At 57.6% G+C, this 15,335-nt stretch carries 12 protein-coding genes and 1 riboswitch; of the genes, 9 read left to right on the top strand and 3 right to left on the bottom strand.

Annotation, left to right across the window (positions count from 1 at the left end; translation table 11 throughout):
* The first annotated feature begins 3 nt into the window (after positions 1-3).
* From E5Q11_RS16030 to arsN2, 5 genes are all read left to right on the top strand, one after another.
* Positions 4-5,085, top strand: a complete 5,082-nt coding sequence (locus E5Q11_RS16030; protein ID WP_135804462.1) for an AAA family ATPase — start codon at positions 4-6, stop codon at positions 5,083-5,085.
* 251 nt (positions 5,086-5,336) lie between these two features.
* A complete protein-coding gene (locus E5Q11_RS16025; protein WP_168215675.1) occupies positions 5,337-5,993 on the top strand; it encodes a DUF4145 domain-containing protein in 657 nt (218 codons plus the stop codon).
* A gap of 142 nt (positions 5,994-6,135) precedes the next feature.
* Complete coding sequence (locus tag E5Q11_RS16020; protein ID WP_210426337.1) at positions 6,136-6,444, top strand: transposase; 309 nt, start codon at positions 6,136-6,138, stop codon at positions 6,442-6,444.
* Positions 6,441-7,298, top strand: coding sequence for an IS3 family transposase (locus tag E5Q11_RS16015; RefSeq protein ID WP_168215674.1), 858 nt, complete (start codon positions 6,441-6,443; stop codon positions 7,296-7,298). Before E5Q11_RS16020 ends, E5Q11_RS16015 begins: the two co-directional genes overlap by 4 nt.
* 329 nt (positions 7,299-7,627) lie before the next feature.
* On the top strand, positions 7,628-8,053 hold the full coding sequence (gene arsN2, locus E5Q11_RS16010) for an arsenic resistance N-acetyltransferase ArsN2 (RefSeq protein ID WP_135804459.1): 426 nt from the start codon (positions 7,628-7,630) through the stop codon (positions 8,051-8,053).
* A 138-nt stretch (positions 8,054-8,191) separates the two neighbouring features.
* Here arsN2 and E5Q11_RS16005 read toward each other — a convergent pair whose 3' ends face one another.
* Together E5Q11_RS16005 and E5Q11_RS16000 are read right to left on the bottom strand one after the other, a co-directional pair.
* Positions 8,192-8,752: a manganese efflux pump MntP gene (locus E5Q11_RS16005; protein ID WP_135804458.1), complete on the bottom strand. Its 561-nt coding sequence runs from the start codon at positions 8,750-8,752 to the stop codon at positions 8,192-8,194.
* Positions 8,753-8,758: 6 nt separating this feature from the next.
* A riboswitch (yybP-ykoY riboswitch) is annotated at positions 8,759-8,929 on the bottom strand.
* 102 nt (positions 8,930-9,031) lie between these two features.
* Complete coding sequence (locus tag E5Q11_RS16000) at positions 9,032-9,712, bottom strand: SOS response-associated peptidase (protein WP_135804457.1); 681 nt, start codon at positions 9,710-9,712, stop codon at positions 9,032-9,034.
* A 261-nt stretch (positions 9,713-9,973) separates the two neighbouring features.
* Here E5Q11_RS16000 and E5Q11_RS15995 point away from each other — a divergent pair, with 261 nt between their 5' ends.
* The 4 genes from E5Q11_RS15995 (at position 9,974) to E5Q11_RS15980 (ending at position 13,911) form a co-directional block, all read left to right on the top strand.
* Complete coding sequence (locus E5Q11_RS15995; protein ID WP_135804456.1) at positions 9,974-10,585, top strand: PEP-CTERM sorting domain-containing protein; 612 nt, start codon at positions 9,974-9,976, stop codon at positions 10,583-10,585.
* A 112-nt stretch (positions 10,586-10,697) separates the two neighbouring features.
* Positions 10,698-10,952: a TIGR02647 family protein gene (locus E5Q11_RS15990; RefSeq protein WP_135804455.1), complete on the top strand. Its 255-nt coding sequence runs from the start codon at positions 10,698-10,700 to the stop codon at positions 10,950-10,952.
* A 179-nt stretch (positions 10,953-11,131) separates the two neighbouring features.
* The gene (locus E5Q11_RS15985; RefSeq protein WP_135804454.1) at positions 11,132-13,426 is read left to right on the top strand and encodes a molybdopterin-dependent oxidoreductase; all 2,295 of its coding nucleotides are present in this window, start codon (positions 11,132-11,134) and stop codon (positions 13,424-13,426) included.
* A 29-nt stretch (positions 13,427-13,455) separates the two neighbouring features.
* Complete coding sequence (locus E5Q11_RS15980) at positions 13,456-13,911, top strand: DUF2489 domain-containing protein (protein ID WP_135804453.1); 456 nt, start codon at positions 13,456-13,458, stop codon at positions 13,909-13,911.
* Between the two features lie 12 nt (positions 13,912-13,923).
* Here E5Q11_RS15980 and E5Q11_RS15975 read toward each other — a convergent pair whose 3' ends face one another.
* Positions 13,924-15,291, bottom strand: coding sequence for an aminoacyl-tRNA deacylase and HDOD domain-containing protein (locus E5Q11_RS15975; RefSeq protein ID WP_135804452.1), 1,368 nt, complete (start codon positions 15,289-15,291; stop codon positions 13,924-13,926).
* Between the last annotated feature and the right edge of the window lie 44 nt (positions 15,292-15,335).

Here is a 15,335-nt window from a genome sequence, read left to right as displayed (position 1 = left end):
TGCATGGATGGCCCAAGCCAGAAACGAGTTTCAAGTCCGATCTCCACGGGCGGCGAGGGTGTGTTCTTCGAGCAACACGTCGCGGCGTACTGGTTAGCGCAGCTGCTCGTGCGCAGCATCCCGCCGATCCTGACCGATACCGGCGTCACCGAAGTCCATTTCCAGACCGAACATCTCGGCTTCAATACGGACGATATTCTCATCGTCTGCGCGCGCGCAGGCTCGGTCACTGCGCGGCTCGTCGGGCAGGTGAAACGCAGCTTTACCATCAGTGCCGCCGACGACGAATGCAAGAAGGCCATTGGCGACTTCTGGAGAGATTTCAAGGAGGCCGACCCGTTCAATCCCCAGCATGACCGCTTTGTGCTTGTCACGCTGCGCGGCACAAATACTCTTCTAGAGAATTTCGTTGGGCTGCTCGACTGCGCGCGGGGCGCGGCCGACGGCGAAGAATTCCAACGGCGGCTGTCTCTCGACGGTTTCATCTCGAAGAAGTCCATCCACCAGTGTAACGAGCTCTGCCGCATCGTCAGCGCATTGGAAGGAACGCCCGTCTTCGCCAAAGACCTCTGGCCTTTCCTGCGGGTGCTCCACGTCCTGAGCCTTGACCTGCACAGCTCCACTCGCCAGACCGAGGCGCACATCAAGACGCTGCTCGCGCTCAAGTCTACCGACCCAGATCCCCTTGCCAGTGCGGCGGCTGCCTGGGATGCTCTTCTAGGCCATGCCAGCGAGGCCGGACCGGGAGCGCGGAGCCTGAAACGCACCGACCTTCCAGTCGCTCTCGTTCAGGCGTACGGCGAGGTGGGCGCACAGGAGCAGCGGGTACTGACCGCACTGAAGAATCACACGGATTTCGTGCTTCGGAAGATCCAGACGACGATCGGGCCTGCTTTCCACCTGCGGCGCGCTGCCATCGTCCACAAAGTGCTTGCGGCCATGGAGGCGAACCAAGTCGTCCTGATAACGGGCCCGGCGGGCAGCGGCAAATCTGTCATCGCGAAGGAAGCGGTGGCTTTTCTCTCCCGCGCATTTTTCGCTTTCGGGTTCCGGGTTGAGGAGTTCGCCGTCGCCCACATCGACGAAACACTCCACAACAGCCAGATTCCTGCGCGCGCCACAGAGCTTCAAGCCATCCTCGGCGCTCAGGACCGTAAGGCACTCTTGATCGAGAGTGTCGAACGCCTGCTTGAGAAACCGACGCGCGACGGCTTCAGTGACCTCATGACGCTCGCCCATTCCGACGACGGCCTCGGTATCCTCATGACCTGCCGCGACTATTCAGTGGAGCAGGTACGGGCCAGTTTTCTCCAGGTGGCGGGGATTGATCACGCGGTCATCGAAGTTCCGCCGCTTGACGACACCGAATTGCAGGAAATTCAGGCCGCCTTTCCGTCGTTGGCAGTGCCACTCGCCACCCCCGCCCTGCGCGAAATCTTGCGCAATCCGTACTTTATCGATAAGGCATTGCAGATTCCCTGGGATGCGGGACGTCCGCTTCCGAAGAACGAGCGCGATTTCCGCGCCGTCTTCTGGCGGCAGATCGCGCGCGCGGACCAGAATCCGGCCGACGGCATGCCGCGGCTGCGCGAAGTCGCATTGCAGGAGCTGGCGGTGCGCCGGGCACGTGCCCTGTCGGATTACGTGCCAGCTACTGGACTCAACGCCGCAGCCATCGCCTTCCTCAAGCAGGACTCCCTCGTTGTTTCGCCCGACAGCAACGCTTTGCTCGTGGCGACGGCGCACGACGTCCTCGAGGACTGGGCTATCCTTCAATGGATCGAGGAGCTGCACCTTACGGATGAGACGGCGTTCAAGGCATTGTCGTCAGCGATAGGACCCCATCCTGCGGTGCGCCGCTCGTACCGGAAGTGGGTTGCCGAACTGATCGACCGCGACGCAGCCGCAGCGGACCGGCTGTTCAGCGCGGCCATCACACAGGCGGACGTGCCCGCCCAGTTCCGCGACGATACGTTGGTCTCGCTGCTTAAGGCACCGTCCGCGCCAGAATTCCTCACGCGTCACGAGGCCGAGCTGCTCGACAATGACCGCGCCATCCTCAGGCGGGTCATCCACCTCCTGCGCGTCGCCTGTGTGACGTCGCCCGCGTGGCTTGCCGATGTTCGCGGCCACAGCTCGATCCTGAACGTGCCAGAAGGTGCGGTCTGGGCAACCGTCGTGAGGCTGGTGCATCGCAACTTAGGCAGTTTCGGACCAGAAGACGCACCGCTGCTTATCGCGTTGATCGAGGATGCCGTGCGGGGCGTTAGCTGGTGGGCACCTGACATCGACGGGGCCGTACATGTTGCCGGCATTGCCCATTGGCTCCTCCCGAGCTTTGACCACTACAGGGGAGGAGACACGCGTCAACGCATTCTGAAGGTGATTGCGAAGATCCCGAAAGCCGACCCAGCGCGCTTCGAAGCCGTCCTGCGCGGACAGATCAAGGAAGGACACCACCGCGATCCCGTCGCCGAGGAATTCCGCGACATCCTCCTTGCGGGGCTAGATGGCGCGCCCGCCGCGCGCGACCTGCCGGACCTCCTGATCTCCGTCGCACTGGATACCTTCCTCGCCACGGAGGAATATCTATGCGCGGAACCCTATGGCCGCTCATCCATCGACGTTGACCTTTACTTCGGCATCAAAGAACACCTGCACCATAATTTCTTCCCTGCTAGTGCCTTTCGGGGGCCGTGGATAAATCTGCTTACGCACCATCCGAGAGAAGGCCTCGACTTCCTGATCCAAGTCTTCGGTCACAGTGCCGAGTGGTACGCGCATCCGCGTCTCCCTGACCCCCTCGAACCAGCCTGGGAAGTCGAGCTCACGTTTGCCAACGGGACCAGGCGCAAGCAATGGGTGAACCCGCGTCTCTGGGGCTTGTATCGTGGCATGACCGTCGGGCCTTATTTGCTCCAGTCGTTGCTGATGGCTTTCGAGAAGTGGTTGCTCGACTACGCAAAATTCCATCCCGAGGGGCTCGACGCGGTACTGCTCGAAACTCTACAACGCACCGATTCCGCCGCGCTCGCAGCTGTCGTCGCAAGCGTGGCGACCGCTCACCCTCACCGGTCGGGCGAGGCCCTTCTGGTGCTGCTGTCGGTGCAGGACTACATCGAGATCGATCGTAGCCGCATGGCCGGCGAGCGCCAGACTTCGAGCCTCACGGGACTATTCCCGACCTTCCGCGCCGAAAACAAGATCTACGAAGAGGAGCGGGAAAAGTCGAACGCGCTGCCGCACCGCAAGCACGACCTTGAAGCGGCCATCGCAAACCTGCAACTTGGTGCTATGGCACCGCGGGTTCACGCCATCATAGATCGCTACGTCGCGGCACTGCCGGGGCCGGACGAATGCAATAACCACGACCTCACATGGCAGCTCGCCCTTCACCGGATGGACTTTCGTCAGTATGACGTGGCCGACGACCAGCCCGAAGCGGGCGAAACCTCGGAAGCGGACAGAGAGGGCTCTGCGAGAAATTACGTTCGCCTCGACCCCAAAGCTCCGGCTCCGGAAGTTCAGCAGCTCATTGACGAGAGCTCGAAGAGGATGGGCGAGATGAATACCCGTCTGGGTATTTACATGTGGGGCCTCCAAGTCTTCCAGCGGGAGGCCGGCTCTGCCGATCCTGACCAGTGGCGGGAGAAGTTGGCAAGTGCCAAAGGGATGGATCGCACTGCGGCACATCCCGACAACAGCTGTAACGCTCCCGGATTTGTGGCCGCCGTTTGCGCCCGCGATCACTGGGACGAAATGTCACCGGAAGATAGGGATTGGTGCACCGACGTTATCGGCTCCGAAATCTTCAGAAACGCGGACCAGTGGGGAACCATCAACCGCATGCAGAGGTTTTCGATGCTGGCAGACCGTCCCTGTGCCTTCGTCGTGCCACTGCTGCTCTCCAAGCCCCTTACTGAAGCACAGACGACGCGCGTACGGCAGGCCTTTATTGCCGCTCTAACCCATCCTATCGATGAGGTCCGTTGGTACGCCACTTGGGGCATAAATGACGAGTTATGGGCCGCGAATCCCGCTCTTGCCATGCGCGCTGTCAATGCCCTCGCAACCGAGGCCGCTCTTGCCGATCGCGACTGGAACGCTGAGGAGAAGAAGCATTACCATAAGCGGCGCACGGTGGGCACGATCTTGGCCGTCGCGGCCGCAGACGTTCGCGGGCGGTTCTGGATCGAAGGGGAAATCGCCGAAGATGCGCACGTAAGGTTCGACATCACCGAGATATTCGGAGCTGAGGTGCACGCGAAAATTCTTACAATTCTGGGCCATGTTCCAAACGAGCCTCTGGCCGTAGCCGCACACCGGCGCGCCAGCGAAGACCTCGTGGGGTGTTGGAACCGTGAGCACGATTGCGCTCCTGACAGGCGCGAAAGAAACTTTCATAGGGAGCAGGCGATATCCGACCGCATCCAGCAATTTGTGATGCGCGCGTCAGATGCCGATGCTGAGCAAGTCCTCCAGCCAATCCTCGAGGCCGTTGACCGGCATCCGCGCGAGGTCCACACCGTAATCCAGGGGTTCACGAGCAGCGAAGACCGCAATCCCAATACGCCGCATTATTGGTTCCTATGGAACCTGTTTGCCGAGCGGGTCAAGCGCGCCAAGTGGCTCACGCATCTCAACAGGGAACATCCCCGAGGCAGCGAGGTGCTGTCGACGATCTTCCTGACCGCGTGGTGGAAGGACAACGTCCGTCATTGGCGGAGCCTTGAAGGCTATGCCCATAACGTCGACGCGCTCTTCGACGCGCTGCCGCCGGTCTGGATCGTGGTGGACAACTATGTCCGCTTCCTCTATCACATCGGCGAGCGTTCCATGCCAGCCGGGTTTGTGCGCATCGCGAACGTGCTCAGGCGCGGAAATCCCGCTGACATGCTGCGCGAATCCAACACCGTATTCATGCTTGAAGTTCTTCTACAACGGCATGTCTACGCGCGGCCGCTTGAACTCAAGCGCGATCCAGCCCTGCGCGAGGCGATCGTGTATGTGCTCGATGTTCTGGTGGAGAGTGGTTCCTCCGCCGCGTTCAGGATGCGGGACGATTTCGTTACGCCAGCGGCCTGATGCTCCCCAACCTCTTTCCAAGGAACTGGCTGAAAGATGTGTCGTGAGTTGTTTCAAGGATTTTCGCCAAGCACTTGGAGAACTAGTGGTAAGTCGGTCACCCAATGATCTTTTCGGGTCGTAAGTGGACAACCAGCGGTTGCATAAACCAAGATGCCGCATAACATCCGCATGTACCTGACCGGCTACAGCGGGCTTCGCCCCCCCTCCGCCGGCAAGTGATGCGGGGCGTTATCACAGAGGGATTGATTATGACGGAGCCTTTGACGAGAGTTCAGTATTGCCCTCATTGCGGTAATCAAGCTCCGCAACGTCTGATTCATACTCAGAGACATATGGAGAAAACCTGGTCGGTTTCTGACGGTTCTGAAGACGAACATCCATGGTCTACTTTCATCGTTGTTTGTGAAACCTGCCATCAAGTTCTCCTTTACGACAATATGGGTGATCAGCTCTCCGATAAAGAGTTTGATCAAGCAGACCTTATTTATCCGAAATCCGGCAATCTTCACCACTCGGTACCAGAGTTGATCCGAAAGGTTTACCAGGAAGCTTTCCGTATAAAAGAACTGGCTCCGAATGCTTTTGCCGTACAGATACGTAGGTCGTTGGAAGCAGTTTGTGAGGATAGAGGGGCTGGCAAAGGATCGCTGCAAAAAAGATTGGCAAATCTTGTTGATAAAGGGGAAATTCCACCGACGCTTTCAGAGCTTAGCGATGTTCTAAGACTTTTGGGTAATCTTGGAGCTCATGGTATCAATGAGTCGGTTCTTCCTATTCAGGCAGCGGCAATTGACGATTTTTTCAGGGTGATTGTTGAGTATGTGTATGTCGCTCCCCACAAACTCAACGAATTTAGGGAGAAAATGGAGCATTATCGCTCGCTCAGATCGAACGTCGAGGAGTGATAACGAGTCGCTGTTATTGTATATTTTTTTCCGCCGCTTTTCGGCTCCAAAAATTCCTCAAAGCTCAGCGTTAAGTTTCCGAGTTACCCACGAACAGTAGACACCTTCTATAGTTAGGGTAGCCCCTACACGGAGGTGCTCCATGAGCCGTAAGAAGACCCAGTCCTACACTGAGGAATTTCGTCGGGAAGCCGTTCGCAGATCCGATCAACCTGGTAATACTGCCGCTTCGGTCGCCCGTGAGCTGGGCATTCATCCGGGCCAGATTTATAACTGGCGTCGTCAGTTTACCCGCCTGTCGGACAAGCAGTTTAACAGCGTTGACGGCGTGGATTACTCCAAGGCCGAGAGCGAGGCCATACGCAAGCTGCGGCGTGAGAACGAGACCCTGAAGAAGGAGAATGAATTTCTAAAAAAGGTGTCTGCGTACTTCGCGAAATCCCAAGAGTGAAGTACGCGCTGATCAGTGAATTCTGTCAGCAATATAGCGTTCGCCTGATGTGCCGCGTAATGGAGGTGTCAGCTAGTGGTTATTATCGCTGGAGACAGCGCCCAGTCAGTCTCAGGGAGCAGCGAAGGGAAGCGACTGAAGCCGCCATCGTGGACACCTACGCCAGCTTCAAAGCCCGCTATGGTGCCCCACGCATCGCCCGGGAATTAACGGCTGCGGGTGTGCCCTGCTCTGTGAACTACGTGGCCAACATCATGCGGGAAAAGGAAATCCGTGCCCGCAACGGCAAGGCTTTCAAATACAGTCGTACTTCTGAGGCAATGGCCAATGTCGCCGATAACTTGCTGTGGCGTCAGTTCGCCGCCGAGCGCCCCAATCAGAAGTGGACGACCGACATCACCTATATCTGGGTGAAGGATCGCTGGCTGTACCTGGCAACCGCGATGGACCTGTATTCCCGCCAGATCGTTGGCTGGTCCCTGGACATGAGCATGACCGAGCGGTTGATTACCGATGCGTTGAGCATGGCGTACGGACGACGAGAGGTGCCACCAGGGCTGATTGTGCATTCGGATCGCGGGGTTCAATACCGATCAACCGGCTATCAGGATTACCTGCGATCAAGACAGTGTGTACCCAGCATGAGCCGCAAGGGAAACTGTTGGGACAATGCACCCATGGAATCATTTTTCAGCCGCCTCAAGGTGGAGCTGATCTACGCCGAGCTTTTTGATTCGATCGCGGCAGCCAAATCCGCTATCTTCGAGTACATCGAAGTGTTTTATAACCGAAAGAGAAGACACTCCGCTTTGGGCTATCTCAGCCCGGTGGAATATGAGCGCAGATGCGCATAAACGAGTGTCTACTTTTCGTGGGTAGGACCACGCACCATCTGAATGTTCGCTTTGCGACCAACGCGAACATTAAGATTTTCGGTAAACCGCAATCACCGGTGACAAAACCAGAGCGAAGCGGAGGTTTTGGCATCCGGCGCATGGCCTGGTTCTGGGTTTTGGCTGATGACACGAATGCCATCGATTTTAGTTAACTAAAAGCTAATCATGAAGAGATTTTATCCCGTTGTTAGAAAGGGGCCTGAGGGAAAAAATAAGCCTGAATTGGACAACCCGTCGGAAATGGCACGGCCAACCGATCACCCACAGGCACTACTGGCTGAATTGATATGAAGATTATTCCAATTGAACCCGATCATGCTCTGGTTGAACTTCTGAAGCGCTCTGGCCTGCCAACCTCAGACATCAACCAGCCCGGGTCGATTTACTTCTTCGGCTGCCATCAGAGTGGCAGATTGATCGGTTCCGTCGGCATCGAGATTTGCGACACAGTTGCGATGCTCCGCTCGCTGGCAACCCACGAAGACGTGCGAAAATCAGGGTTTGGACAAGCGCTAGTGAAGCACGCAGAATTGAACGCTTCGCTCATGGAAATCGAAGCCCTTTATCTTTTAACGACCACGGCGGCTGATTTTTTTTCACGTCTGGGGTATCAGCACCTTTGTCGCCAGCACGCTCCGGCTGCTATCAGAGAAACAAACCAGTTTTCAGACCTGTGTCCGTCAACTTCGAGCTTCATGCGTAAGCTCTTGTGAGCACCAGATTTATCAAGGGTTGGCAGATCGGCCTGTCGCTAACGTGAAGGATGCGCTGTATTGAAGCGCGTTGGGCTTCCCGTCACGCATTGACCATTATCCAGCGTGTTGCCGCTGAATATTTCCAGACAACGCCATTCATTGCAGGTGACCAACAAGTATCCATATACCGACGGCAATAAGCGTAAAGCCACCGAAAATTTCAGCCCAGTGGCCAAGAACAGCGCTGACAACTTTGCCCATCATAATGCCGATCGTGACCATGAGGGTTGTTGCCAATCCAATCAGAGTTGCAGCGACCAGGATGTTCACGCTGGTGAAGGCCAACCCCACGCCAACTGCCATCGCATCGATGCTCGTACCAAGCGCCGTTAAACCGGTCTTCAGGAAAGACTGCTCCGCTGTTTTTGCCGAACCTTCCGCCTCAGGCTTGATGCCCTCGTAAATCATGTGCAAGCCCAGAATCAAAAGCAGCGAAAAGGCGATCCAGTGGTCCCAGGCTTCCACATAAGCGGACGCTGACTGACCAATTAGCCAGCCGATGAGCGGGGTAACGGCTTCAATCGAACCAAATATAAGCCCAATTTTGAAGGCTTCAATGAGACGTGGATTCTTGAGGCTCGCGCCTTTGCCGATCGCAGCAGCGAACGCGTCGGTAGACATGGCAAATGCGAGCAAAAGGAGGGCAATCGGATTCATTACACAGTCTCCGGCCGGGCAAATCGAGTCCACGATACGTCCACACGCCCGACCTTGGGCATGGACATATCGATGGTCTCGCCAACCGAGAGGCGTTCGCACCATGGCATGTGGCCAAGTATGTTGATGCGAACTCTTCCGAGTGCTGGAAGCAGGCTACTCCCCAACGAAGCGGTAAATTAGCAATCCATGGGGGCGATTGCAAACGCGCACCGCAGGTGCGTTCGTTCAGAAATCGGTCTGTCGACTACTTGATGGTATCCATTCCGGAAGAACCAATCAGCTTTCATCAGCCTCAATTATCTCCCCCTCGCCGGCCTTTTCCAGGTGCTCCGGCGATTTTACCGGCTCGGCTAACAATGTCGCGCTGATTCTGGTGCGCAGCAGATGCTGCAATGGGTCCGTATTGGTCACATGCGGGTCCAGCCACAGATCAAAATCCTCTGGCCTCAGCATTAACGGAATACTCTTCGGATGAATGTGGCTGAAATTCGGGTGGGGCGGAAGCGTAATGATCGTGAATGAAGGAACGATCGCTCCCTGAAAATCCCACAACTCATACAGCCCCCCAAAGGCAATAGCGCTATCAACCTGCCGTATGTTGTAGCACTGTTTCCGGCCTTTCTCACCGGTCCATTCATGAAAACCGCTGGCCGGGATTATGGCACGCTGGGAGTGGAACCTCTTTTTCCAGAGCGGGCTGCTGCCGAGGCTTCCAGCCCGGGCGTTGAAGGTGCTGTATTTTGGCGAGGGCCGATAGCCGGTGCCATCGGGTTTCGGTTCGATCAGCAGTGACCAGATGGCATCCTGCAGAGTTCTGCCCTGACAGGTTTCATAGACAATCTGGCCTTTGGCGCCCGGCGCTATGTTCAGCCGTGTCTGAACTTTCGAAGCCACTTCCAGGGCTTCAAGGAGTTCCTGAACCAATAAGTCATCGATGACGTTGTAGCGACCGCACATACTCCACCTGCTGCATTGGACCCTGTTATTCCCTATTCCAGTTAACCAGATTTCAATCGAGACAACACGCCACAGCCTCACCACAGCAATAACCTATCCCCCTGAAGGTTATGTCGAGTTTATTTACACCCACTAAAACCCAAGACTCTAGAAGACTGATTCATATGCATATTTTTTTAGGCCCGGATATTGCTTTCACATAAACAACGATCCGTAACCGGTCCCAAAACACGTTTTACTTTTCTGAACCCGGAGTCAGTCATGAAAAAAACATTCCTTGCCGCACTGCTGTCTGCAAGCTGCATGAGCGCCAACGCAGGCGTCATCTTCTCTGATAACTTCGATTCGGAAGTACCGGATGTGCTGGTGCAGACCGGCTCAGACACCAACTACACCAGCTTTACGAACTGGACCGTCAGCGAAGGTACGGTTGACCTGGTGGCCAACGGTGACTGGTCGCTGGAATGCGCCGGCAATACCGGCAAGTGTGTTGATCTGGACGGCTCAACCGGCAATGCCGGTATTTTTACCAGCATCGATCTGCTGCTTGACGCTGGCACTTATTCCCTGAGCTTCGATGTGTCCGGCAACCAGCGCAACGGCAGCAACGACACCGTGGACCTGATTCTTGGCGGTATTCTGGATAAAACCATCACGCTGAATGGGAACGATCCCTGGACAACCATCAGCTATATCTTCACCGTTAACAGCGCAACAACAGACAACCTTATCTTCAACCACACTGGTGGCGACAACATTGGCATCCTTCTGGACAACGTCAGCATTGCTTCCGTTCCGGAACCCGGCACTCTGGCGCTGCTCGGCCTTGGCCTGGCCGGCCTCACCGTGGCGCGCCGCAGAAAAGCTGCCTGAACCCACAGGTGATCAGCGAACCGGCCCTCTGTGGCCGGTTTTCTTGTATTAAAACTGGCGAAACCACCAACTCGCTTCCAGACTGTATGAACGCCCATTCAGAGGAAACGTTATGGCCTTCACCAATGACCACCTGGCAGAACTGAATCTGCTATCGCTGTTCAACCTCTCTTCGATCAACGAGGGCATCAAGGTACACAGCCATTCAGCCTCGGCCGACGCTGTGGCGGCAGCGGAAAGATTGCACGGAAAGGGACTGATTACGCAAAAAGATGGCGGCTACCTCACCAGTCTAGGCAGTGAAGCGGCCGAGCACGCGCAACGCCTGCTGTCAGTGCTCTCCAGTGACGAGAATTCGCCGGCCTGAAATCATCATCAGCGCCACCAATCTGAACTTTGGGTTCAGTACGGTCAGGCCAGTCCCCGCGACTGGCCTTTTTGATCCCGGGCCCGCAGTGCCCTGTTTTCCCATCACCCGGCTTTCCTGATAATCTGATTTGCACCTGAACCCGACAATCTGATGATGAAGAACCGGAGAAAAAGCCCATGGAAAACGGCACCCATTACCGCACCTGTCACTTATGCGAGGCCATGTGCGGCATTGCCATCGAGGTTCAGGATGGGCACATCCAGTCGATCAAGGGTGACGTTGACGATCCGCTCAGCCAGGGTTACATCTGCCCCAAGGCCACGGCACTTCAGGACCTGCACGAAGACCCGGACCGGCTTCGCAAACCGGTGCGCCGCACCGCCGATGGCTGGCAGGAAATGGACTGGGACGAAGCTCTGGACCTGGTGGCAGAAAAGCTTCACCGGGTGCGCAAGGAACATGGCCGTAACAGCGTCGGCGCCTACCTGGGCAACCCCAACGTGCATAACCACGGCGCGCTGATCGCCGGGATGCCGTTCCTGAAAGCGTTGGGCACCCAGAACCGGTTTTCAGCCACGTCCAACGACCAGTTGCCCCATATGCTGGCCAGTCTGGAGATGTTTGGCCATCAGATCCTGTTTCCGATTCCGGATATTGACCGCACCGATCTGTTCATCTGCATTGGCGCGAACCCCATGGCATCCAACGGCAGCCTGATGTCGGTGCCGGATTTCCGGGGCCGGATCAAAAGCCTGAAAGCTCGGGGCGGCAAGCTGGTGGTCATCGACCCCCGGCGCACCGAAACCGCGAAAATTGCCGACGAATTCCATTTCATTCGCCCCGGCACCGATGCTCTGCTGATGATGGCGATGGTGCACACGCTGTTCGAAGAAAAACTGGTGGATCTTGGTCATGCCGAGAAATGGACCAAAGACGTGGACCTGATCCGTCTGGCCTCCCTTGGCTTCAGGCCGGAAGCCGTCAGCGACCATACCGGGCTGGCCGCTGAGGACATTCGCAATCTGGCGCGCCAATTGGCCAACACCCGCAAAGCCGCACTCTACAGCCGGATGGGCACCAGCACCCAGGCCTTCGGCGGCCTGGCCACCTGGCTGGCTTATGTGCTGAATATTCTCACCGGCAAACTGGACACCACCGGCGGCGTGATGTTCACCCAGCCCGCCATCGATATGGTCGCCCTGGGCGCTGTGGGCGGCCAGAAAGGGCACTTTGGCCGCCGCTTCAGTCGGGTTAAAAAGCTGCCGGAATTCGGCGGCGAGTTTCCCTCAAGCACCATGGCCGACGAAATGCTGACCCCCGGTGAAGGCCAGATTCGCGCCTTTGTAACAGTTGCAGGGAACCCGGTACTGTCCAGCCCTAATGGCAGCCGCCTGGACGAAGCCTTCAGCAATCTTGATTTCATGGTGTCGGTGGATTACTTCCTGAACGAAACCACCCGCCATGCGGACGTGATTCTGCCGCCCACGGCGGGGCTGGAACGCAGCCACTACGACCTGATTTTCAGCATGTTCGCGGTTCGCAACACCGCCAAGTACAGCCCCGCGCTTTATGATGCAGGCGAAGACAGCCGCCACGACTGGCAGATCATGCTGGAACTGGCCCACCGCCTGGAAAAGCTCAATGCAGGCGGGCGCCTCCCACTGCGTATGGAAGCGGGTTGGCGCGCGTTCAAACAGATAGGCCCGGACCCGATCCTGGATCTGATGCTGCGCTCCGGCCCCTACGGCGCCGACATCGGGCCTGCCCGGGGCCTTGTTCAGCCCGCCATTGATCTGGTGATGGATATTCTGCCGCAGAACCATCCGGTTCGGGGCCTGGCGAAACTGAGCCCCCTGAACCGTCACTGGCAGGATCTGCCCAAGGGCCTGTCCATCAAGGCGCTGAGCCAGTTACCAAATGGCGTAGACCTGGGCGCGCTTCGCCCCTGTATGCCAGGGCGGCTGTTCACCCCAGACCAGAAAGTCAATCTTGCTCCCAGGCGTTATCTTGCGGACCTTGACCGGCTGCACGAGCTTCTGGCGCAACCGGCAACAATGGACCTGTTGCTGATAGGTCGTCGCCATGTGCGCAGCAATAACTCCTGGATGCACAACAGCCAGCGGCTGGTAAAAGGCAAGGAACGCTGTACCCTGATCATCAGCCCGAAGGACGCTGCGCGCTCCGGCCTTCAGGCGGGTGATTCGGCGGAGGTGAGCTCGGCCACCGGGAAAATTGTACTGCCGGTGGAAATTACTGACGACATCATGCCAGGCGTCGTGTCCGTGCCCCACGGCTGGGGCCACGACCGTACTGGCATCGGACAATCGGTGGCCGAAGCCCACGCCGGAGCCAGCATTAACGATATTATCAGCGACGAGCAGGTTGATCCGTTGGCGGGCACATCCGTACTCAATGGCCAGAGCGTTAACGTAAAAGTCTGGCGAGCAGACCGCCAGCGCAAACGCGCCTGACCGGCGCATCATCAATCCTGGAGAATTCTATGCCCCAGTGGCTGCAGTGGGCCCTGATCATCGGTGGTGTAATCGCCATCGCTCTGTTGGCCGGTTTTATTGTCCGCCAGCTCCGCACCCTGCAGGCCAGCAAACGGCGACAGGAAAAAACCGAGGCGTTCCAGAAGCAGCGGCGCGCAAGCATGGTAGAAAGCATTCAGGTGCTGGCCATGGCGGTAGAGGCAGAGCAGATGGAGTATTCCGAGGCTTGCCTGCGCATCAAGGGTTTACTTGACCACGTCAAACCTGAACTGCTGGAGCAACCGCCATTTGCGGTATTTCAGGAAGTTCACGACCTGATCCAGCACATGCCCACGCATCGGGCCCGGCAGGAGACCGACACACGGTTCGTAGAAAAAATGGATAAGGAGCGCCGGGCGATCGAAGAAACCCACGCGGGCCGTATTCGCGAGGCTGCCGTCGCCCTGCGCGAACAGGCCCTCTGATTTTCCTCTTGCTTATTGCGGGTTCATCATCCCTGCCATGGCCATGACCACGTCTTTGCTTTCCACAAGCTGATCAAACTGCTCTGAGACCTTGTCCCGGTCAAGCCCGAGAGATGCATAGAGTTCCGAGGGCACTTCCTGCCCCGCCCCCAGCGCAACGCCCCGTTCGATCAGCAACTGGCGCCCAAGCCACAGCAGCTTGCCGTAGACCGCATAAGGGCCGTCGTAACCGGGGTTCTTCTGGTAACGAATCGCCAGATTGACTTCATCCGGCATGCCCCAGTTCTGCATCAGCTGAGAAGCAATCTGCTCGCGGCTGACGCCCAGAAGGAAATGCTCAACCACGGACGAGTCCATATGCGGATTCACTTCCAGATTCCGGCAGACCAGCTTGAAATGCGGAGGAAACACCTGCGCCAGCACCAGATAACCAAAGTTGTGCAGCAGGCCCGCCAGATAGGACAGACCAAAAACCGGACGCTGCCCCCTTGGCATCATGCTGGCCAGTATCCCGGACGACTGGGCCTGCCAGATGGCCTGCTGCCAGTAATCGACATAGCCTTCGGGATGGTCCTGTGGCGTCTTCAGTGCTCGGCCGAGAGACAGCCCCATGGCCAGGTTCATCACCAGGTCAAATCCAAGCACCCGCGACACCGCGTCATGAACGGATTTGACCTGGCCCGCCGCCGCGTAGAAAGACGACGAGGCCCAGCTGACCACCTGTGCTGCCAGGCTGGGGTCACTTTCCACAACGTCCACAAGATCCCCCATGACCGCATTGGGATTCACCCGCAAATGGATGATCCGCTGGGCGGTTTCCGGGAGTGGGGGCAGCTCCAGGGTATCTTCCAGACGCTGCTGGATACGCAGGCTGGTGAATTTGCGGATCGCGGAATGTAACTGCGCCTGGTCTTCCTCCGGGCTGTCCAGGTTGACCGCAATGGAGTCCGAAGCGACCGAAAACGAATGCCGCTCGGCGCTCTGGATCACGGCCTGGAAGTCCTCACGGGGCATGACCAGGCACAGGTTCTGTTCAACCAGGGCGATGGCCACCGAAGACATCCGGTCGACCCGTTCATCGACCACGGTTCGCCAGCCCGTCAGGGACGGCAGGGGTGGCATTTCGCTCAGCCCTGCCCGCTGTCTGGCCTGCGCCTGATCGCGTTTGTTCATCATGCGCAGGTCACGATTCAGTTTTTTGTTCAGGGCGCTGATGTCCAGCAGATCCCCATGCCGGCAGATAGCCTGCAGGCTGCCCTGGTCATCGCTGAGAAGTACCATTCGCAACAGCTGTTCTTGCCTGGCCTGGCCCAGGTCCCGGAGTGATACCTCCGATGCGGCCTCGCCCAGCGCCTGCCTGACTGCGACAGGTAGTTCCATAGATTTCTCCCTTGGTCGGTCTGCTGTGTCGGTTCCACCGTTTT

Origin of the sequence: Marinobacter confluentis (assembly GCF_004785685.1) — a bacterium.
Lineage (GTDB): Bacteria > Pseudomonadota > Gammaproteobacteria > Pseudomonadales > Oleiphilaceae > Marinobacter > Marinobacter confluentis.
This window is presented reverse-complemented; position numbering and strand designations above follow the sequence as displayed.

Coding starts and splice junctions, on each gene's coding strand:
- E5Q11_RS15985 (WP_135804454.1), top strand. CDS start 11,132: ATGGAAAACGGCACCCATTACCGCACCTGTCACTTATGCGAGGCCATG.
- arsN2 (WP_135804459.1), top strand. CDS start 7,628: ATGAAGATTATTCCAATTGAACCCGATCATGCTCTGGTTGAACTTCTG.
- E5Q11_RS15975 (WP_135804452.1), bottom strand. CDS start 15,291: ATGGAACTACCTGTCGCAGTCAGGCAGGCGCTGGGCGAGGCCGCATCG.
- E5Q11_RS16025 (WP_168215675.1), top strand. CDS start 5,337: ATGACGGAGCCTTTGACGAGAGTTCAGTATTGCCCTCATTGCGGTAAT.
- E5Q11_RS15995 (WP_135804456.1), top strand. CDS start 9,974: ATGAAAAAAACATTCCTTGCCGCACTGCTGTCTGCAAGCTGCATGAGC.
- E5Q11_RS16000 (WP_135804457.1), bottom strand. CDS start 9,712: ATGTGCGGTCGCTACAACGTCATCGATGACTTATTGGTTCAGGAACTC.
- E5Q11_RS16005 (WP_135804458.1), bottom strand. CDS start 8,752: ATGAATCCGATTGCCCTCCTTTTGCTCGCATTTGCCATGTCTACCGAC.
- E5Q11_RS16020 (WP_210426337.1), top strand. CDS start 6,136: ATGAGCCGTAAGAAGACCCAGTCCTACACTGAGGAATTTCGTCGGGAA.
- E5Q11_RS15990 (WP_135804455.1), top strand. CDS start 10,698: ATGGCCTTCACCAATGACCACCTGGCAGAACTGAATCTGCTATCGCTG.
- E5Q11_RS15980 (WP_135804453.1), top strand. CDS start 13,456: ATGCCCCAGTGGCTGCAGTGGGCCCTGATCATCGGTGGTGTAATCGCC.
- E5Q11_RS16030 (WP_135804462.1), top strand. CDS start 4: ATGGATGGCCCAAGCCAGAAACGAGTTTCAAGTCCGATCTCCACGGGC.